An 18655-nucleotide genomic window follows, 5' to 3' on the forward strand; every position below is an offset into this window, starting at 1 on the left:
CTGCGGGCAGCTTCCGCATGGCCGCGAGAGTCGCCGAACCAACCGCCATGACCCCGACCGCCGCCCGAGCGACGATCATCGTCCCGGCTCGAATATCCGCGGTCATCGTCGCGGCTGGAATATCTGCGACGGTCGTCATAATCCTGGTCGCGTCGCTCGTCCCATCCGCGCCGTGCGGCTTCCGCGTGGCCGCGGGAATCGCCATACCAACCCCGTCCGCGGTCATCGTCATCATATCTGGAACGGCGATCATCGTAGTCGTCTTCGCGGCTGGAATAGCGGCGCCGGTCATCATAGTCACGATCGTCCCGACGCTCGTCCCATCCGCGACGGGCAGCTTCAGCATGGCCGCGGGAATCCCCGAACCAGCCTCCGTGGCCGCGGCCGCGGTCGTCGTCGTCATAACGGCTGGAACGGCGGTCATCGTCATCCCGGCGGCTGCTGGCATATCTGCGGCGATCATCTCCGCCCCGACCCCGGTCGTCATCGCTTACGAAACGGCCCTGATCGTCACGTTCTGGCATATTGCGTGGCATTTCATCCTCCAATTGTTGTGAGTTTTCGCGCCCCAAGGCGCATGAGCCCCGCCAGGGGCTCATCTCCGGCTGCGTTCTCCAGCCGCGAGTTTCAAATTTCAGGCAGTACCCTTTGACGAAGCCGATGTTGCTGAACGGATTTTGATGTTGTTCTGAACATCAACAACGCCGGCGCACATTTCTGCGCATTCTTCTGCTCTGCGCTTATCCTGACGATTTCCAACCTGCCCCTGCAGGATCACTTCGCCCTTCTTGACCGTCACCTCAATGTCGGATGCATCGAGTTCCGCATCTTCCATCAATGCGTCCGATACGTCTTCCTTGATGCGGTCATCGGAGCGTGTGTATCCCTTCGGTCCTTTTCCCCGATGCTGGCCGCCTGACGCGTAGCTGCTTCTGGATTGGCCTTCCGTCCGCTGACGGTACCGGTCACTTTCCCGCTCGCGGTTTGGCTCTCGCCGGGAAGCATATCGTTCGTCATTGTCGTCGGAATAGCGTCCCCGGGCATAATCGCTTGAGTAGCGGTCATCATAGCCTCGGTAGTCACCTCCCCGCGCTTCATAATCCCGGTAGGGTTCGTTGTAGTAATCGTCACGATCTTCGTTCTGATATCGACCTGGCATGAGATTGCTCCTCTTCACAGTCGTGATGACAGCACTCCGAACCGCACTCGACCGGGTTTGTTCCTGAAGCAATTCGATTTAATGAAGAGCGAGCCGCACCCATGGATTTCAGCGCGTTATTTGGATAGAGACACAGGACCGACGGTGTGGGGACGCGAACAACGATCCCCGAGATCGGCTACGGTAAAACCAAACCGTTGAAACGATGCACTGGAAAATGGAGAAATCACTTGGCGGTCGGTCGTCAATCCATGCCTCCCCTCAATGCGCTGGTTGCCTTCGACAGCGCCGCCCGGCTTGGCAGCTTTTCGCGCGCCGGTCTGGAACTCGGCCTCACCCAGAGCGCCGTCAGCCGCCAGATCGGCAAGCTGGAAGCGTTCATCGGCTCTAAACTGTTCAACCGCCTGCCCGCAGGTGTGCAGCTGACTGCCATCGGCGAAAGCTACGCTTCCGAAGTGAGCCGTCTCCTGGGTGACCTCAGTGCCGTCACCGATGGCCTTCGTGCATGGATCGGGCCCCGACAGATCACCATCGCCTGCTCGCGCGGGATCGCCGACCAATGGTTCCTGTCGCGGATCGGCAAGCTGAAAGCCGATATCCCCGGCATCGAAATCCGGCTGCGCGTAACGGATGACGTCGCACATCTGCGACTGGACGAGTTCGATCTTGCCCTGTTCTACCGCAAGGAGCGGCCCATCGGAGTCAATCTGACGGTGCTGGGTCGGGAGGAAGTGGTGCCGGTTTCGGCACCCGGCGCTCCCGGCATCATGGAGCAGGAAGCACCGGTTCTGCTGGCGATCGAGGATACAATGCGCGAATGGCAGGGTTGGCCGGAATGGTGGCACGATGCCAGGCTCTCGCCGCCGCCCGGTGCTCTGGAATGGCGGCTCGGGGATTATGGCCTTTGCGTCGCCGCCGCAGCACAGGGGATCGGCATTACGCTCGGCTGGACATGGCTGATCCGGGAACAGCTCGCCAGCGGAACACTGGTGGCCGCCCATGACCATATGATGCGGTCGGACGCCTATTTCTATCTGATGCGGCCTGCTGATCGCCACCAGCGGAAAATCGTGCGCGAGGTCTCGGAGTGGCTGATCGCCAGCAACGGAACCGATCCGATCACATAAAGATGATCGGATCTCCGGCTCGCTTCATTCCTGCGGAAGTGCGGAGCGGCGACGCGAAACCAGGCGAAAACGGATGTAACCGATAACGGTAATGATGAGCCAGGCGACCTGCGAGATGAAGGAACCGAGGTTGAAATTCCAGGCGAGTGAATAAATCAGGGCGACCCCCCCCAGAACATTCAGCAAGGGAATGACCGGATCGTCGACGGTAAAAATACGCAATTGAATCAGCGCGTAGCCCAAAAGGTAGAAGAACGCGCCCACCAAGCCGATAATATCCGGCAAACCCATTTTTGATCTCCAGGATCATCCAAATCCGAAAAGGCAGCGACCACGTTCCTCAAAGAAAGCGCCCTGCCATCACTGTTGGACGCTCCTTTATTCTTGTTCGCGCAAATGCCAACACACACATTTCGCATGGGGGTATGCACAAAAGTCATACCCATCAACCGGACATCAACCCTTGAAAACAAGGGGTGCGGTAAGTTACCCACCCCTAAAAGCCAATAGGCTATGACTTAAACACAGGGGTACGAAATGCCTGAGCAAAAAAGCCAGTTTCAATTGACGCGTCGCTCTTTCATGGCGGGTGCAGCCGGCATCGGCCTGATCAGCCTCAGCGGCATGGGCGGTCTGATTACTTCGCCAGCTGCCGCAGCAGGCGACGGCACGCCCAAAAAAGGCGGAATGCTCAAGCTCGGCATCGGCGGCGGCTCCACCACCGACAATTTCGACCCGCGTCTCTTGAAGGATTGGGTTCCGGTCAATCAGGCCTACATGCTGATGAACGGCCTCGTGGAAATCGACGCCAACAACAAGGCTGTACCCGAACTGTTCGAGAGCTGGGAACCGTCAGCCGACGCCAAGGAATGGACCTTCAAGGTTCGGCAAGGCGTGACTTTCCACAACGGCAAGACACTGGACGCCGATGACATCATCTATTCCATTAACCTGCATCGCGGCGAAACCACCTCGGGTGCTCGCTCGCTCGCATCGGAATTCACCGATGTCATCAAGGTTGATGCCGGGACGGTCAAGATTACGCTGAAGAGCGGCAATGCCGATCTGCCTTACATCCTCTCCGATTATCACTTCCTCGTGGTTCCCAAGGACTGGACGGATTTCAACAAGCCGGTCGGCACCGGACCTTTCGTCTTCGAGCGTTTCCAGCCGGGCGTGCGTTCGCGTTTCACGCGCAATGAAAGCTATTGGAAGCCGAACACGGCCTGGGTCGATGCGGTGGAAGTCATCGTCATCAATGATGTTTCCGCCCGAACCAATGCCATGATGTCCGGTCAGGTGCACGCCATCAACCAGCTCGACTTCAAGACCGTCGATCTGTTGAAGCGCAACCCAAACCTTAACATCGTGCAGTCTTCCGGTGGCCAGCATTTCTCCTTCCTGATGGATTGCACGCAGGCACCGTTTAACGACAACAATGTCCGCCTCGCCGTCAAGCATGCCATCGACCGCGAACAGCTACTCAAGACAGCCTTGCGCGGCTACGGACGTCTGGGCAACGACAACCCGATCCCGAGCACTGACCCGTTCTTCGATACCGCTCTGCCGCAGCGCGCCTATGATCCTGAAAAGGCCAAGTTCTATTTGAAGCAGGCCGGCATGGATTCGCTGAAAATTCAGCTCTCGGCTTCCGATGCGGCCTTCACCGGTGCCGTCGATGCAGCGGCGATCTTCCGCACCGCCGCGGCCAAGTCAGGCATCGAGATCGATATCAAGCGCGAACCGGCTGACGGATATTGGGACAATGTCTGGATGAAGGCACCGTTCTGCATGTCTTATCGTGGTGGTCGTCCAACCGCCGATCAGGCCCTGTCGGTCGCTTATGCCTCCAATGCATCGCAAAACGACACGCATTGGAAGAGCGCTGATTTCGACGCCAAGCTGCTCGAAGCCCGCGCAATGCTCGATCAGGCCAAGCGGAAGGACATTTATGCTGAACTGCAAGCCATGATCAGCAATGATGGCGGCGCGCTTATTCCAATGTTCGGCGACTATCTCGACGCCACCTCCAAGAAGCTCAAGGGCGTGACCACGCATCCGATGTTCAATCTGATGGGTGCGCGCCTTGCCGAAAAAGTCTGGCTGGAAGCATAAATGTTCGTTCTAATTCTCAAGCGTGTGGGGCTCGGGCTCCTCACGCTGTTCCTCGTGTCGGCGTTGATTTTCGCCGGCACGCAGATCCTGCCGGGCGATGTCGCATCAGCCATTCTCGGTCAGAATGCCACCCCGGAAGCGCTCGCCACGCTGCGCGAAAGCCTCGGGCTTAATCAACCGGTCCTTGCGCGCTATTTCTCGTGGCTCGCCGGGTTTGTTACCGGCGATCTGGGCACCTCGCTTGCCAACCAACAACCGGTAGCTGATCTCCTCTGGCCACGTTTCTGGAATACGATGGCGCTCGCAGCCTTTGCTGCCGTCGTCAGTGTTCCTGTCGCCATTCTTCTCGGTCTTGTCACTGCGGTAAAGCGCGGCGGCCTTTTCGACCGGGTGATAAATATCGTGGCGCTGGCTTTCGTGTCCCTGCCTGAATATTTCCTTGGCCTGCTGCTGATCCTGTTTTTGTCGATCCGCTTCAACCTGCTGCCAAGCCTTGCCGACACCTATGAGGGCATGACATTCCTCGAATGGGTTCAGGCAACCGCCCTGCCCGCACTGACGCTGGTGCTCGTGACGGTTGCCCAAATGATGCGCATGACCCGCACCGCCGTTTTATCGGTCATGGATCAGGCTTATGTCGAAACGGCATATCTCAAGGGTCTTCGCACCAAGCGCGTTGTGACCAAGCACGCACTGCCGAATGCAGCGGCTCCAATCGTCAATGTGGTGGCGTTCAACATTGCTTACCTCATAACTGGCGTGGTGCTTGTCGAAGCTGTCTTCAACTATAACGGCCTTGGCCGCTTCATGGTTGATGCCGTTTCCAAGCGTGATCTTCCGCTCGTGCAGGCAGCGGCCCTCGTCTTCGGTGCGGCCTATGTCATTCTCAATATCATCGCCGATGTCGCTGCCATCGCGCTCAATCCGCGCCTGAGGCACCCACGATGAAGACTATGAAGAAATCTATTCCCCTGACGGCATGGGTCGGTCTCGCCATCGTCACCATCTGCCTGCTGATGTTCCTGTTTGGCCCGCTGATCGCGCCCTATGGTCAGGAAGAAATTGTCGGCGCACCATTCGATCCGCCGTCGGCACAGTTCTGGTTCGGGCTCGACCAAAACGGCCGCGACATGCTTTCGCGGCTGCTCTTTGGTGCGCAAATGTCCATTGGCGTTTCGCTTGCCGCATCGCTCCTGTCGTTCAGCGTCGGTATGCCCGCTCGGCTTCCTTGCCGCCATTTTCGGTGGCTGGGTCGATACGGTTCTCTCACGCATTGTCGATACCGTCATGTGCATTCCGGTGCTCATTTCGGCCCTCGTCATCCTGCAGGCGCTCGGCTCGTCATTGCCGGTGCTGATTATCACCATCGCATTGCTGGATTCCACCCGCGTGTTCCGTCTGGCGCGCATCGTGGCGCAGGGCGTCAATGTGTTGGAATACGCAGAAACCGCGCGTCTTCGCGGTGAAGGTCTGGGCTGGCTGATCTGGCGTGAAATCCTGCCGAACACATTGCCGCCGCTGATCGCGGAATTCGGTCTGCGTTTCTGCTTCACCTTCCTTTTCGTTGCCGGCCTGTCGTTCCTGGGGCTTGGCATCCAGCCGCCATTCGCGGACTGGGGCGGCATGGTGAAGGACAACCAGCAGGCTATTCTCTACGGCCTCTACGCACCGCTTTTCCCGGCGGCTGCGATCGCTATCCTCACTGTTGGCGTCAACCTCGTTGTTGACTGGCTTCTGGCCGGACGCACAACCACGCAGGGAGCGGACCGATGAACAAGGATATCGTTCTTTCCATCTCCGATCTTGTCGTCCAGGCACCCAACGGCGCAACGCTTGTCGATCATGTCGATGTGACGCTGAAGCGTGGCGAAGTGCTGGGCCTGATTGGCGAGTCCGGTGCGGGCAAGTCCACCATCGGGCTCGCTGCAATGGGTTATGGTCGCGGCGGTTGCAGGATCGCTGAAGGCACCATCGTCGTCGACGATGTTTCGCTGATGGATGGCACCCGCGAAACGCGTGAAAAGGTGCGCGGCGCACGCATCGCCTACGTGGCGCAGAGCGCGGCAGCGTCGTTCAATCCCGCGCATCGCATCGGCGACCAGATCATGGAAGGCCCGCTCTATCATGGCCTCATGACCAAAGGGGAAGCCAAGAGCTGGATGCTGGAACTGCTGCACGCGCTGCAACTTCCGGACCCGGATAATTTCGGCGACCGCTATCCGCATCAGGTCTCCGGGGGTCAGCTGCAGCGCGCCATGGTGGCCATGGCTATGTCCTGCCGCCCGGATATTCTGGTTCTGGACGAGCCTACCACAGCGCTGGACGTGACAACCCAGATCGAAGTGCTGGCACTCCTGCGCAGCCTGATCCAGCGTTACAACACCGCTGCACTTTACATCACGCACGATCTTGCTGTGGTGGCCCAGATCGCTGACCGCATCATGGTTCTGCGTCATGGCAAAATGGTTGAGCTTGGTTCTGCGGAAGAAATCCTGGAAGCGCCAAAGCAGGACTACACGCAGCGTCTGGTGTCCGAACGCGAAGCCAGCATTTCGGGCGAACAGGCCGAGCACAAGATGGGCGAAATCCTGCTCGAAGTGAAGACCGCGACTGCCTATTATGGCAAGAAGCTCGTTCTGACCGATGTAGATTGTTATGTCCGTCGCGGCGAAACGCTTGCCATCGTTGGTGAATCCGGGTCGGGCAAATCCACGCTCGCGCGGATTATTGCGGGCCTACCACCCCATTCGAGCGGCATCATTTCGCTCGCCGGACAACGTCTGGAAGCAAGTTACAAAAAGCGCAGCCGTGAAGAACTGCGCCGCATCCAACTCGTCTATCAGCTTCCGGACGTGGCGCTGAATCCGCGCCAGACTGTTGGCGAAATCATTGGACGTCCGATGAAGTTTTATTTCGGCATGAATGAGGATCAGCGTGAGATCGAGGTCAGGCGCCTGCTCGAACTCATCGGTCTGCCTTCCGATTTTGCAAGCCGCCTGCCCGGCGCGCTTTCGGGCGGGCAAAAACAGCGCGTGTGCATCGCCCGGGCGCTGGCGGCAAAGCCGGATCTTATCATCTGCGATGAAGTCACTTCGGCGCTCGACCCGCTGGTCGCGGAGGAAATCCTGAAGCTTCTGCGCAAGTTGCAGGACGAATTGCACGTGTCCTATCTCTTCATCACCCACGACCTTGGCGTCGTCCGTCGGCTCGCCGACCGCACCATGGTGATGCAGAAGGGCAAGGTGGTCGAAACCGGCACCACGAAGGCAATCTTCGAACCGCCTTACGAGCCCTATACGGAGCAGCTCATCACATCCGTTCCGGAGCTGCGCCGTGACTGGCTGGACGACATCCTCAAGGCTCGCGCCGCCGTCTAGCACCAGTCGACCTGTCGATGCGGCGCCAATGCCGCATCGAAACTCTCATTGAACAAGTGGAACCCATCATGACCGTAAACGTCACCGAGCATCTGTGGATCACCCTCAAGGATGGCACCCGTCTTGGCGCGCGCCTGTGGCTGCCTGAAGGCGCCGAGGAAAATCCCGTTCCTGCCGTGCTCGAATATATTCCGTATCGCAAGCGTGACGGTACGCGTGGCCGCGATGAGCCGATGCACGGCTATTTCGCGCAGAACGGCTATGCCGCAATCCGCGTCGATATGCGCGGTACGGGCGAATCCGATGGTCATATGGCGGACGAATATATCCAGCAGGAACAAGATGATGCGCTGGAAGTCATTGCCTGGATTGCGGCCCAGCCCTGGTGCAGCGGCAATGTCGGCATGATGGGAAAAAGCTGGGGCGGCTTCAACGGCCTTCAGGTCGCCGCCTGCCGTCCACCGGCACTGAAGGCGATCATTACCGCCTATTCGACCGATGACCGTTTCCGCGACGACATTCATTACATGGGTGGCCTGCTGCTCAACGATAATCTGTGGTGGGGCACGATCATGCTCGCCTATCAGTCGCGTCCGCTCGATCCGGCGATTGTGGGCGCTGGCTGGCGCGATGCCTGGATCGAACGTCTGGAACGCCTCCCGTTCTTCCCTGCCCTTTGGCTCGAACACCAGCATTACGACGAATATTGGAAGCATGGCTCTGTCTGCGAAGACTGGTCTGCGATCCAGTGCCCGGTTCTGGCCATCGGCGCATGGGCCGACAGCTACACCAATGCCGTTCCGCGCCTGCTCGAAAACCTTCAGGTTCCAGCGCGTGGCATTATCGGCCCTTGGGGTCATGTCTACCCGCAGGACGGCTTGCCAGGGCCCGCTATCGGCTTCCTGCAGGAAGCAGTGCGCTGGTGGGACCAGTGGCTCAAGGGCGAAGAGACCGGCATCATGGATGAGCCGAAGCTCCGTGCCTATATCTGCGACACCATCGAACCGACCGGCTCGCGCGACTTCACCAATGGTCGCTGGGTTGGCGAAAAGAACTGGCCATCGTCCGAAATCGCCCTCAAGCCTTTTGCTCTTGGCGCAGACTTCACGCTCGGCGAGGCCGATGCCGTGCACGGTGTGCTTTCGATCTCTTCACCGAACAGTCATGGCAAGGCAGGTGGCGAATGGATGGCTACGGGCTGTCCTGGTGAGCACCCGACCGACCAGCGCCTCGACGATGGCGGCTCGCTCAACTTCGACACTGCTGTTCTTATCGAAGATCTCGAAATTCTTGGTGCACCGGTTGCGCGTCTGAAGTTTACTGTTGATCAGCCGGTTGCGCAGGTTTCGCTGCGTTTGAGCGATATTCTACCCGATGGCCGTATCACCCGTGTCAGCTATCAGGTCTTCAACCTCAATCACATCAATGGCCACGACAAGCCGGAAATGCTGGTGCCGGGCAAGACCTATGAAATCGCGATCAAGCTCAACGACAGCGGCTACAGCTTCAAGAAGGGACATCGCATCCGTCTTTCGGTTGCCACCGGCTATTGGCCGATGGTCTGGCCATCGCCAAAACGTGTGACACTGACACTCGATACCGCAGCGTCGGTCCTCGATCTGCCGCTACGTCCGGCTTCCGCCGACGATGCAAAGATTTCCTTCCAGAAACCCGCTCATGGACCTGCGACGCCGATCACCCAGCTTGATCCGGGCAGCGTGCGCCGCTGGACCGAGCAGGATCACGTCACCGGCGAAACGCTTTATGTGACGGAGGGCATCGGCGGTCTTTTCGGTGAGGGAATTCTGCGCTTTGACGATATCGGCACTCAGTTGAGCCACAGCCTCAAGCGTGAACTGCGCATCAATGATAACGACCCGCTGTCCGCATCCTACGTGCTGACACAGGCCTATCAGATGGGCCGCGAAGGGTGGCTGATCGACATCGACAGCACCACGAAAATGCATTCGGATGCCGAAAACTTCTATATTTCCGGAGTTCTGACGGCAAAGGAAAACGGCGAAATTGTCACGACCCGCGAATGGAACCAGACCATTCCGCGCGATCATCTGTAAACACTCCCGTGGGCGTCAGTTCGCTTACCGGATTGACGCCCACCCCCTGTCGCCGAAACTTGGGATATCGCGCGCTGCATCTGGCGGCATGCATGCTGACCAGCGTCCGACGGAACCATTCGAACCATTGCTTCGTTAACTTCTTTTCTCCGGCATTTGCATCAATGGTGGCTCGGCTTCATCTGGAGCCGGGCGGCCTCGAGCAGATCGACCATGGGTACCCGTTGAATTCGGGCCCATCGAGTTTGCCGGAGACAGGCCGCGACGGGAGACGACCATGGTAGAAAACGGGTACAAACTTCAAAAGAATGGCGATGGCACCTGGTCGGTGATCGATGCCTTCAAGGGCAACCCCATCACGTTCGAGGGGCGGTTGCAGATCGCCTTGAACGAAGAGGAGGCGCAGCGGGTTTTCGATTGCCTCAACCGCCAAAACCTTGAGCGCCATCCCGAACAAGGAAGCGGCCGCCTGCCGTGAGCCCAGGCAGCACCGAAATATGAAGTGATCAATCGTGCCTATCTTAAATAATTAAGAAGCGTATTGTTGATGTGTCCCGAAGGAGGATCGTATGCCGCTCTTCAACGAAGCGAGCCGTATCTATAAGCCGGAAGAAGTGACCTTCATGCGCAGTTGCTTTTCCCATGCCGCGATTATTCTTGAGGAAAGCGACAGGGAATATGCTGCGACAGATCTTTCTACCGCCATCATAATGCTTTACCAGAACGGCCTGAGGGACCTGAACTACATTGCCGAACTGGCGTCGCGACTTGCCCACAAGCGATATCAGGACCGCCACGCAGAGACACCCGCCACCGGCGGATCTTGTCGTGATCGCGTGTGATCTCAGCCATTGTTCTATCCTTCCGCTTTAAACTTCTTCGCTTCTTCAAGCAGCTTTTCCCTGTCCCTGCCGAAACGTTCGATCAGCTGGCGCGCCTGAAGCGGTGAAACATCGGAATTCTCGGCAAGAAACTTTACGTCTTCATCATCCGTAAGCGGGGTGGTTGGTTGCTTGTTCATGACGACCTCTTTTTTGATCTCCGTTTCCGCCCTTCATTTCTGCCCTTCTGGCGGATTGGTCGGCTGGTCGCCTCCCGTGCCCGTCTGCGGCCGCTGGTTTTCGACCGGCGGATTCTTGTCCGGCTGGTCGCTGGAATCCGTCGCGGGGGGCGTCTCTATGCCCTGCTGCTGCGATACCGATCCGCCGCCGGTCAGGCTCCATCCAAGGAACAGAAGCAGCAGAACCGCCAATATGACCAGGGCGAAGCGCGGAAAGTATCCGAGCGTTCGCGAAGGCTCGGCTCTTTTGTCTTGCTCAGGTTTCGATTGCATATTCATCGCCACACCCATGAGATTATGAAATAACCGATGACGACCATCGCGATGATGAACCACCAGACGAGATAGACAGGGCCTTCCCTCAGTGGGGCTTTTCCTCTTGCGGTTTGCGGGTTTCCTTCGGACGACCACGCCCGCAGGCCGGATGCATGGCTGGAAGCGTTGCTGTCATCAGCCTTCGCGGGCTGCGGCTGGGGCTTGCCAGCAGGCTGGGAACTGCCGCCTGCCTCGGCGTCCGTTTCCATAGGAGCTGCCGCAGGATCGAAACCGGGAACCTTGTCGCCGGTCTCGCCCCGTTGGATCGCGCCTCGCGTGCGGGCGCCAATGCTTTTGTCTTCTGAAACTGTCTTCATCGCTGTGGACCTCTGGGTTCCAACCATGAGGCGGGCCAATTGTTCCGGAACTTTATCTCGGCAATTGTGCCGCTTGCCTTCACGCAGCGTTCGCGTCGTTCAACGAAACAATCAGGCGTTTGCTCGGTTGGGGATGAGTTTCAACAAATGGAGGCTGCAATGAAACACGACCCGAAAGCCGGCACCACGGACCAGAAGCCGAAATGGGAAGGCCCGCCGGAAAACAGGCCTCGCGGCTATGAACCCGCCGTTGATGACCCGGCAAAAAAGCGCGACGCCGCCGGACACAACCTGTCCGATCCCGACCGCAAGAACCTTTCCGATGCGCTGAGTGAGCCGAAGCATGCGGGACGGAATGACGACGACGGATGACGACCGTCGCTCCATTCACCCCGATGCTTCTTGCTGCATTGTCGGCTGGTCCGGACTTGCCGGACCGCGCGAAGGATGTTCGGGCATCGGAAGCGGCGGTATCTGTTCCGGTTCGTCGGGGCTGAACGGTCCCTTGTCTGGTTGCGGAATGGTTTCAGGCGGCTCGACGGGAATGCCTTCCGGCTCCTTTTCGGGTATTTCCGGTGGGTCGGAAGGCAGCTCAGGGTCTGCGGACAGGACGAACCTCAATGCCGCTCCCCTTTCTTCGATATGAATTTTCATGCGATTTCTCCCTTCAGCGGGTGTCAAGCGTGGTCCGGCTTGCCGTAGGCCTTGCGCAGTTCGCCCTTGGCTGCTTCCAGCACATGCCTGCGTTTTTCCGGTAGATTCTTGCCCGCGCGATTGATGTAGAAAGTCAGCATGGACATTGCCGAGCGGAACGGCTCCGCCTTGCGCTTATGGCTCTTGTCGGCTGAGCGCTTCAGGGAAGCTGCAATTTTCTTCGGATCGTCCTGTTCGAACACATGCGGCTCCAGATCGAGGGCGTCGCTGTGTTCTGTTACTTCGCCTGACCATTTCCTTGTCTGGGCCATATCAAAACTCCTCTCTTGCGGGTTTCGATAACTGCCGAAGGCTGCCCATGTTCCTTTTACCTGTCCGCGACATCGACCGGTTTCGGTGCCTCGATGGAACAAACTGCTCGCAAGCCGGTTCGGAGGCACGTTCAGCCGTCATGACACCCATGGGCACTCCATGGCACCCAACTGGAGGAACCGTCATGTTCTACGATGCCGCAAGCATCCGATTTCCTTACTTCGACAAGGATCGCGTCGGGGCGGGCGAACCGTCCGAGCACGAACCACGCGATCATCAGGCGCGGCCGACGCATGAGCAGTCGAACGCGCCGGGCAACCCGCGCCAGCCGCAGTCGGACGACCCGCAAACGGATTTCGATTTCGACAGCCCCAACGGCAAGCGTCCGAATGATCTGGCCAACCCCAGCGCGCGTGAACTGCGGCGGGAAAGCCGTGGAACCGAACAGAACTGACCATCACAGGAGGTGAAGATGCCTGCAAAATCCAAAGCGCAGCAACAGGCTGCCGGTGCGGCTTTGGCGGCGAAGCGCGGAGACAAGGCAAAAAGCGAACTGCGTGGAGCGTCCAAGGAAATGGCCAAATCCATGAGCGAAAAAGAGCTCGAGAAGATGGCCTCCACCAAGCAGAAGGGCAAGCCCGAGCACAAGTCGAAATCCTGACGGGACGTAACGATGACCACTTTGAAATGGCTTGCCGTCGTGATGTTCGCCGTGGCGCTGCTGGGGTTGGGCAGCCTGTTCATCACTTCCGACAAGGGGGACGTCTCGCCGGAGAGCCCAACCCAACCGGCCCGCTCTCCCACGCAGCCCTGACGTTTTGATTTTTGTCCAACGGGCGAAACAAAACGATCGCTGGGGAGTTAGGTGTGCCGTCGTCGGGATTTTCAGCCGCACGACAATGACAGTTTCGGAACCATAGGAGGAGCCTGAAATGGCCAGCACCAAGCTACGCAATCTCGAAGATCTTTTCTACGATACCCTCAAGGACATTTATTACGCGGAGCGCAAGATTCTGAAAACGCTTCCGAAGATGTCCCGCGCGGCCAATGATGAGAAGCTGAAGAGCGCGTTCGAAAAACACCGGGAACAGACCGAAGGACATGTGGAACGTCTGCAGCAGTGCTTCGAGATTCTCGGCAAGCGTGCGCAGGGCAAGACCTGTGACGCCATTGAAGGCATCATCGCCGAGGGCGAGGAGATCATGGAGGAATTTTCGAACAGCCCTGCGCTCGACGCGGGTTTGATCTCCGCTGCCCAAGCCGTGGAACACTATGAAATCACCCGCTACGGCACGTTGAAGCGCTGGGCCGAAACCCTTGGATACAAGGACGTGGCGAATATCCTCGATCAAACCCTGCAGGAAGAAGGCCAGACCGACAAGGACCTGACCAAGCTTGCCGAAACCTCCGCCAATCTCCGTGCGGAAGCGGCCTGATCGCAGCCTGTGCGCAACCGCTAGCCCGGGATCGACAGCGAGGTGACGACATGGAAAGCGCCCTTTTGCGGGAAGACCCCATGCGGGAAAATTCGCGTCGTCTGCCGGGCGTCGGACAGCCACCACACCGTAGCCAGCGCGGAAGCGCTGGCTACGCGTCTCTCGGCCCTCACAGGCCGGCAACTACTTCCCACTGGGCAAGACTTCGACGAAGATGGCGAAACGTTTTTTATCCCGACCTACGCCCTCGCCCGGCAGGAGGGGAACCCCGACATGACCGTGGATCGCTTCTATGGCGGCATCGTTCATCGCGGTTTCATGGCGACAAAGCTCGTTACCCATCCACATTGGCACGACCACGACGACCTGCCCGAGGGATGGACGGGACAGTTCGCGGCATGTTTGCAGGATTGCGTTCTGCCGGGCTTCTCGGTGTTCTCGCACCGCCACGCTCTGGAAGCGGCGAGTGCCTTGCTGAAAAAGCACAAAATTCGGTTCAAGAATCCCTATGCGTCCGGCGGCGAGGACCAGAGCGTCATCGACACCGTCCGCTCGCTCGACAGTTTTCTCGCCGAGGTTTCAGAGGTCGATATCGCAAACGGACTGGTTCTCGAAGAGGATGTGGACAATTCCACGACCTATTCCGTCGGGCAGATCCAGCTTGGAAACCATGTCGGAACCTATCTGGGCCGTCAGTACAGTTCCCGCGACAAGGCCGGTAAGGAATTTTATGCCGGCAGCCGGTTGCGCGTGGTGCGCGGCGACTGGGATGCGCTTCTTCAGCTTCTGCAATCGCCAACTGCACGCAAGGTCGTGGAGAATGCCCGGCGCTACGATGAAGCGGCCCGCGAGCATCTTGGACTGGTCGCGTCACGCAGGAATTATGACGTGCTTGTCGGGCCGATAACCGAAAATGGCGTGCGCTGTGGAGTGCTTGAACAGTCGTGGCGCGTGGGAGGCGCTTCCCCCGCTGAACTGCTGGCAATGGAAAAACTGATGCAGGATGAAACCGTGACCGCCGTGCAGGCCGTTCTGCACGAGAGCCGCGACGAAGCGCCGACGTTCCGGGACGATGATTTCATCGTCTATTCCGGTGAGGACGATCTCGGTCAGCCCCTGCATAAATATGCGAGAATCGAGAAAATCTATCATGATCCGTAACGATACCGCCGTCCGTGTCGACCAGTATGAACTGGCCGCGACAGTAATCTCTCCAGACACTACCATTCCCGGCGTCCTTTTTCTTCATGGCTGGGCCGGCAGCCAGGAACGCGACATCGAAAGGGCGAATGCAATATCCTCGCTCGGCTGCGTTTGCCTCACCTTCGATATGCGCGGCCACGGGGATTTGCTCTCCGGCAACAAGACCGTGACGCGCGGCGAAAACCTCGACGACGCAATCGCCGCCTATGACAGCCTGGCCAGCCTCAAGATGGTCGAGGACGACTCCATTGTCGTCATAGGCAGCAGCTATGGCGGATATCTCGCGACATTGCTGACAGAATTGCGCCCCGTTCGCTGGCTGGCGCTCAGAGCACCTGCCCTTTATCGTGACGAGCTCTGGCAGGTTCCCAAGGCAAGGCTCGATCGCAGGGACCTGCAATCCTATCGCTCGGCACTGGTCAGTTATGACGACAACCGCGCCTTGCGGCAGGCACGGGAATTTCGCGGCGATGTGCTTCTGGTCGAGTCCGAGCATGACGTCATCGTTCCGCATCCGACAGTGGCGAGCTATCAAACCGCCTTCATCAATGCCCGTTCGCTGACCGTTCGCATGCTGGACGGCGCAGACCATGCCCTCACGGAAGAGCGCCATCAAAAGACCTACAACCAGCTCCTGACCCGCTGGATCAGGGAAATGGTTCTCGGTGCCCGTTGAAATTCCAAGGGAACATTCGATCGGCTCGTTGGTTGGGACAGTCCCCAGAAACAAGGGAGCCTACGATGAAACAGTCTATTCGATATTGCGCAAGCGCGGTTTTCCTGCTGGTCACACCGGCAGCTTTTGCCCAAACCGCCGCCCCCTCCAGTGACCCGCAAACACCTGCTGTGACGACACCCGGAGAGAAAAACCCCAAGGCGCCCGTGCCGGGGCAGAACAGCTTTACCGAAGATCAGGTGAAGGAACGCCTGACCGAAGAAGGCTATACCAACATCATGCACCTTCAGCTTGGCGAGGATGGCGTCTGGCGCGCCGATGCTGCGCGTAACGGGCAGCCCGTGAAGGTTCTTTTCGATTTCCAGGGAAACATCACCACGCAGTGATCCGGCTGTAACCGGCAACCGAATTAAAGGAGATGAAAATGGCTTATATCACAGGTCTGTTCGACAATTATGACGAAGCAATGGACGCCGTTCGTTCCCTTGAGGAAGCGGGGATCTCTTCGGACAATATCAGCCTGATTTCGAATAATACCGATGGTCGATATGCAGGCGATGCCGCGGAAGGGGACGGGAGCACCGTGACGGGCGTCGAAACCGGGGCCGGTCTCGGCGCGGTCGCAGGCGGCGGTGCCGGACTGCTGACCGGGCTTGGCCTTCTTTCCATTCCCGGCGTCGGCCCGGTCGTGGCAGGTGGCTGGCTCACCGCTACGCTGGTCGGGCTTGTTGGCGGCGCGACAGCCGGCGGCGTCGCAGGCGGTATCGTGGGCGCCCTCGTTGATACGGGCATACCCGAGGAAGAGGCGCAGGCCTATAGCGAAGCCATTCGCCGGGGCAGCGCTTTGGTCGCGGTCCGCTGCGACGAAAGCGAGCGCGAGAAGGTCGAAGCCATTCTGGAAGACTGGGGACGTGTCAATATCGGCCAGCGCCGCGACGCTTATCTCGAGGAAGGATGGGAGAGCTTCAATGCGTCGGCTGCGCCCTACACGGCAGACGAGATCGAACGCGAACGTCAGCGCTGGGGCTAGGTGGATCGGCCGATGAAAGAGGTGGATCCGCGCAAGGCCCGTCAAGGTTTGAATGGAGGGCGTATCCTCACAATCCTCGTTTCCAGCCTGATACTGGCGATGATTGTCTGGGGTGCGGTGGAACTTTACGGACAAATGCGTCCGGGGCGCGGTTTCATGGATGACAACAGCACACCGCCTACATCCACGGAATCGCAGCCGCCGCCTTCCGCCACGGAGCGGCAATGACAAGCCCCGCCCCGGCAATTTCACATCGCCAGCCTACCCTTGAGCAAGTCTGCGCGGAAGCGCAGACTTGTCGGCGTTGCGAGCTCTACAAGGATGCGACACAGACCGTTTTCGGGGAAGGCCCTGTCGGGGCCGGAATTTTCTTTGTCGCCGAGCAACCCGGCGACAAGGAGGATATCGAAGGGCGCCCGCTGATCGGTCCTGCGGGCCAGGTCTTCGACGCCTGTCTCGCCGAAGTCGGCATCAAGCGCGAACGGTGCTACATCACCAACGCCGTTAAACATTTTCGCCACATCCAGCGCGGCAAGAGACGCCTCCACCAGCGCCCGTCGACCAGCCACATAGAAGCCTGCCGCTGGTGGCTTGAGCAGGAAATCGAACAAGTGTCGCCGCATATCATCGTTGCGCTGGGAGCCGTGGCCGCCCGCGCCGTTTTTGATAAGCCTGTGAAGATAGCCGCCGTGCGCGGCCGTTGCCTGCAGCACGAAAACCGCCACGTCTTTGTGACCATCCACCCCTCCTATCTGCTGCGGCTGCGCGGCAGGAGCGGTTACGACCGCGAACGGGCGATGTTCCTGAAGGAACTTGGCCAGGTTGCAGAGTTCGGGCGCGCGTCCGAAACGTGAAGTTTGTTACAGGCTTTTTCTTGGAACATCCTCCGGGCCTCAAGGTTAGGCTTATGTCACGCGCGACAAACTCCACTCCCAAAATCATTGGTCTGGAACCACTGAAAGGAAAGAGAATGGCACAGAATCACACGCAAGGTGGCACACACGAACAACACGTGAAAGCCGGCCAGCAGAGCCACAAGAACGATGGCAAGCAAGCAAGCAGCGGAGGCGGCGGCGACAAGCAGCAGTCATCTTCGCGTGGCGGAAGCCACGAACAGCATGTGAAGGCAGGCCAGCAGAGCCATAAGAATTCGTAAATTAAAGGGGCGGCCTTGTGCCGCCCCATCCTCTAACCGGACGTTGGTTCGGAAAGGCCACTGCGATGTCGTTCACCCCCGATCCCGACTACATGCTGGAGCCGGAACATCTCGTTGAGATGATACCGGCGCTTCGCGCTTTTTCCCGCACATTCTACAGCCAGAAGGAAGACGCGGAAGATCTCGTTCAGGAAACCCTGATGAAAGCCCTGGCCAACCGGGAAAAGTACACGCCTTATTCGCCGCTGAAATCGTGGCTTTTTACGATCATGCGCAACACGTTCTGCACCCGGATTCGGATTCAGAAACGCGAAGCACCAGGCGCCGTCGAGTGCGTCTCTCCGATAGTCTCGGTGGAAGCCTCGCAGGAACTGACCCTTGAAGCGCATGATGTGCAGACCGCGATGGCGACCCTGCCTCATAAATATCGTCGGGTACTGGCGATGGTGGTGTTGGAAGGCAAAAGCTATGAGCGCACCGCAGAGCTTTGCGATTGCTCCATCGGCACGGTGAAAAGCCGCCTGCACCGCGCGCGACACAAACTGCACGATATCATGGAGGGAGCCTAGATAGTGTTTTTCAGGCGTATTGTCCCGCGCTATCGTGTTTTGGCCCGTGATGTGAATTCAGCACGAGGCATCTT

General features: G+C 58.7%; 28 protein-coding genes and 1 pseudogene. 22 read left to right on the forward strand and 7 right to left on the reverse strand.

What is annotated here, in order from left to right; translation table 11 throughout:
• Positions 1-17: 17 nt before the first annotated feature.
• A complete protein-coding gene (locus OINT_RS23915; RefSeq protein WP_155734105.1) occupies positions 18-557 on the forward strand; it encodes a hypothetical protein in 540 nt (179 codons plus the stop codon).
• A 77-nt stretch (positions 558-634) separates the two neighbouring features.
• Here the strand turns inward: OINT_RS23915 and OINT_RS23170 are convergent, their stop codons facing one another.
• Complete coding sequence (locus OINT_RS23170; RefSeq protein WP_006473212.1) at positions 635-1159, reverse strand: BON domain-containing protein; 525 nt, start codon at positions 1157-1159, stop codon at positions 635-637.
• Between the two features lie 230 nt (positions 1160-1389).
• Here OINT_RS23170 and OINT_RS18965 point away from each other — a divergent pair, with 230 nt between their 5' ends.
• Entirely contained in the window at positions 1390-2286 is an 897-nt protein-coding gene (locus OINT_RS18965; RefSeq protein ID WP_006473213.1) for a LysR substrate-binding domain-containing protein, read from the forward strand.
• 24 nt (positions 2287-2310) lie between these two features.
• Here OINT_RS18965 and OINT_RS18970 read toward each other — a convergent pair whose 3' ends face one another.
• Positions 2311-2577 carry a CBU_0592 family membrane protein gene (locus tag OINT_RS18970; RefSeq protein ID WP_006469522.1) on the reverse strand — a complete coding sequence of 89 codons (267 nt, stop codon included), beginning with the start codon at positions 2575-2577 and terminating at the stop codon, positions 2311-2313.
• A gap of 246 nt (positions 2578-2823) precedes the next feature.
• On the opposite strand from OINT_RS18970, the gene OINT_RS18975 reads away from it, so the two are divergent.
• From OINT_RS18975 to OINT_RS19005, 7 genes and pseudogenes are all read left to right on the forward strand, one after another.
• Entirely contained in the window at positions 2824-4401 is a 1578-nt protein-coding gene (locus OINT_RS18975; protein ID WP_006469523.1) for an ABC transporter substrate-binding protein, read from the forward strand.
• The gene (locus OINT_RS18980; RefSeq protein WP_006469524.1) at positions 4402-5349 is read left to right on the forward strand and encodes an ABC transporter permease; all 948 of its coding nucleotides are present in this window, start codon (positions 4402-4404) and stop codon (positions 5347-5349) included.
• Between the two features lie 5 nt (positions 5350-5354).
• Positions 5355-6174, forward strand: a pseudogene (locus OINT_RS18985) (ABC transporter permease).
• The gene (locus OINT_RS18990; RefSeq protein WP_006469526.1) at positions 6171-7778 is read left to right on the forward strand and encodes an ABC transporter ATP-binding protein; all 1608 of its coding nucleotides are present in this window, start codon (positions 6171-6173) and stop codon (positions 7776-7778) included. The pseudogene OINT_RS18985 and the gene OINT_RS18990 overlap by 4 nt, the downstream one beginning before the upstream one ends.
• Before the next feature lie 68 nt (positions 7779-7846).
• Positions 7847-9853: a CocE/NonD family hydrolase gene (locus OINT_RS18995; protein ID WP_036565251.1), complete on the forward strand. Its 2007-nt coding sequence runs from the start codon at positions 7847-7849 to the stop codon at positions 9851-9853.
• A 277-nt stretch (positions 9854-10130) separates the two neighbouring features.
• Positions 10131-10331: a hypothetical protein gene (locus OINT_RS19000; RefSeq protein ID WP_006471830.1), complete on the forward strand. Its 201-nt coding sequence runs from the start codon at positions 10131-10133 to the stop codon at positions 10329-10331.
• Positions 10332-10422: 91 nt separating this feature from the next.
• Entirely contained in the window at positions 10423-10695 is a 273-nt protein-coding gene (locus tag OINT_RS19005) for a hypothetical protein (protein ID WP_006469528.1), read from the forward strand.
• Positions 10696-10709: 14 nt separating this feature from the next.
• Here the strand turns inward: OINT_RS19005 and OINT_RS23920 are convergent, their stop codons facing one another.
• From OINT_RS23920 to OINT_RS19015, 3 genes are read right to left on the reverse strand one after another with little or no spacing between them, the layout of a single operon-like run.
• The gene (locus tag OINT_RS23920; protein WP_006469529.1) at positions 10710-10874 is read right to left on the reverse strand and encodes a hypothetical protein; all 165 of its coding nucleotides are present in this window, start codon (positions 10872-10874) and stop codon (positions 10710-10712) included.
• 33 nt (positions 10875-10907) lie between these two features.
• Positions 10908-11186: a hypothetical protein gene (locus OINT_RS19010; protein WP_006471829.1), complete on the reverse strand. Its 279-nt coding sequence runs from the start codon at positions 11184-11186 to the stop codon at positions 10908-10910.
• A gap of 2 nt (positions 11187-11188) precedes the next feature.
• Complete coding sequence (locus OINT_RS19015; RefSeq protein ID WP_006471828.1) at positions 11189-11545, reverse strand: hypothetical protein; 357 nt, start codon at positions 11543-11545, stop codon at positions 11189-11191.
• A gap of 159 nt (positions 11546-11704) precedes the next feature.
• Between OINT_RS19015 and OINT_RS19020 the strand changes: the two genes are divergently transcribed.
• Positions 11705-11917, forward strand: a complete 213-nt coding sequence (locus tag OINT_RS19020; protein ID WP_025091822.1) for a hypothetical protein — start codon at positions 11705-11707, stop codon at positions 11915-11917.
• Between the two features lie 15 nt (positions 11918-11932).
• On the opposite strand, the gene OINT_RS19025 is transcribed toward OINT_RS19020, so the two are convergent.
• Both OINT_RS19025 and OINT_RS19030 read right to left on the reverse strand, forming a co-directional pair.
• Positions 11933-12199, reverse strand: coding sequence for a hypothetical protein (locus OINT_RS19025; protein WP_006471826.1), 267 nt, complete (start codon positions 12197-12199; stop codon positions 11933-11935).
• 23 nt (positions 12200-12222) lie between these two features.
• Positions 12223-12510 (reverse strand): DUF3175 domain-containing protein, encoded by a 288-nt coding sequence (locus tag OINT_RS19030; RefSeq protein ID WP_006471825.1) that lies wholly within the window; start codon positions 12508-12510, stop codon positions 12223-12225.
• 185 nt (positions 12511-12695) lie between these two features.
• Here OINT_RS19030 and OINT_RS19035 point away from each other — a divergent pair, with 185 nt between their 5' ends.
• The 12 genes from OINT_RS19035 to OINT_RS19085 all read left to right on the forward strand — a co-directional run bounded on the left by OINT_RS19035 (position 12696) and on the right by OINT_RS19085 (position 18581).
• The gene (locus OINT_RS19035; RefSeq protein ID WP_006471824.1) at positions 12696-12965 is read left to right on the forward strand and encodes a single stranded DNA-binding domain-containing protein; all 270 of its coding nucleotides are present in this window, start codon (positions 12696-12698) and stop codon (positions 12963-12965) included.
• An 18-nt stretch (positions 12966-12983) separates the two neighbouring features.
• The gene (locus tag OINT_RS19040) at positions 12984-13172 is read left to right on the forward strand and encodes a DUF3008 family protein (RefSeq protein WP_006471823.1); all 189 of its coding nucleotides are present in this window, start codon (positions 12984-12986) and stop codon (positions 13170-13172) included.
• A 12-nt stretch (positions 13173-13184) separates the two neighbouring features.
• Positions 13185-13325, forward strand: coding sequence for a hypothetical protein (locus tag OINT_RS23925; RefSeq protein WP_006469537.1), 141 nt, complete (start codon positions 13185-13187; stop codon positions 13323-13325).
• A gap of 118 nt (positions 13326-13443) precedes the next feature.
• A complete protein-coding gene (locus OINT_RS19045; RefSeq protein ID WP_006469538.1) occupies positions 13444-13947 on the forward strand; it encodes a YciE/YciF ferroxidase family protein in 504 nt (167 codons plus the stop codon).
• Between the two features lie 42 nt (positions 13948-13989).
• Positions 13990-15108, forward strand: a complete 1119-nt coding sequence (locus tag OINT_RS19050) for a DUF3182 family protein (RefSeq protein ID WP_198922959.1) — start codon at positions 13990-13992, stop codon at positions 15106-15108.
• On the forward strand, positions 15098-15826 hold the full coding sequence (locus tag OINT_RS19055; protein ID WP_006473428.1) for an alpha/beta hydrolase family protein: 729 nt from the start codon (positions 15098-15100) through the stop codon (positions 15824-15826). Before OINT_RS19050 ends, OINT_RS19055 begins: the two co-directional genes overlap by 11 nt.
• A 65-nt stretch (positions 15827-15891) precedes the next feature.
• The gene (locus tag OINT_RS19060) at positions 15892-16212 is read left to right on the forward strand and encodes an alpha/beta hydrolase family protein (RefSeq protein ID WP_036564767.1); all 321 of its coding nucleotides are present in this window, start codon (positions 15892-15894) and stop codon (positions 16210-16212) included.
• Between the two features lie 38 nt (positions 16213-16250).
• Positions 16251-16856: a hypothetical protein gene (locus tag OINT_RS19065; protein ID WP_006470799.1), complete on the forward strand. Its 606-nt coding sequence runs from the start codon at positions 16251-16253 to the stop codon at positions 16854-16856.
• Positions 16857-16868: 12 nt separating this feature from the next.
• Positions 16869-17084, forward strand: coding sequence for a hypothetical protein (locus OINT_RS19070; RefSeq protein ID WP_006470798.1), 216 nt, complete (start codon positions 16869-16871; stop codon positions 17082-17084).
• Entirely contained in the window at positions 17081-17710 is a 630-nt protein-coding gene (locus OINT_RS19075) for a UdgX family uracil-DNA binding protein (RefSeq protein WP_006469542.1), read from the forward strand. Before OINT_RS19070 ends, OINT_RS19075 begins: the two co-directional genes overlap by 4 nt.
• Positions 17711-17826: 116 nt before the next feature.
• The gene (locus OINT_RS19080) at positions 17827-18012 is read left to right on the forward strand and encodes a hypothetical protein (RefSeq protein WP_006469543.1); all 186 of its coding nucleotides are present in this window, start codon (positions 17827-17829) and stop codon (positions 18010-18012) included.
• A gap of 65 nt (positions 18013-18077) precedes the next feature.
• On the forward strand, positions 18078-18581 hold the full coding sequence (locus OINT_RS19085; protein ID WP_006470797.1) for a sigma-70 family RNA polymerase sigma factor: 504 nt from the start codon (positions 18078-18080) through the stop codon (positions 18579-18581).
• Positions 18582-18655: the final 74 nt, after the last annotated feature.

It is taken from the genome of Brucella intermedia LMG 3301 (assembly GCF_000182645.1).
GTDB lineage: Bacteria > Pseudomonadota > Alphaproteobacteria > Rhizobiales > Rhizobiaceae > Brucella > Brucella intermedia.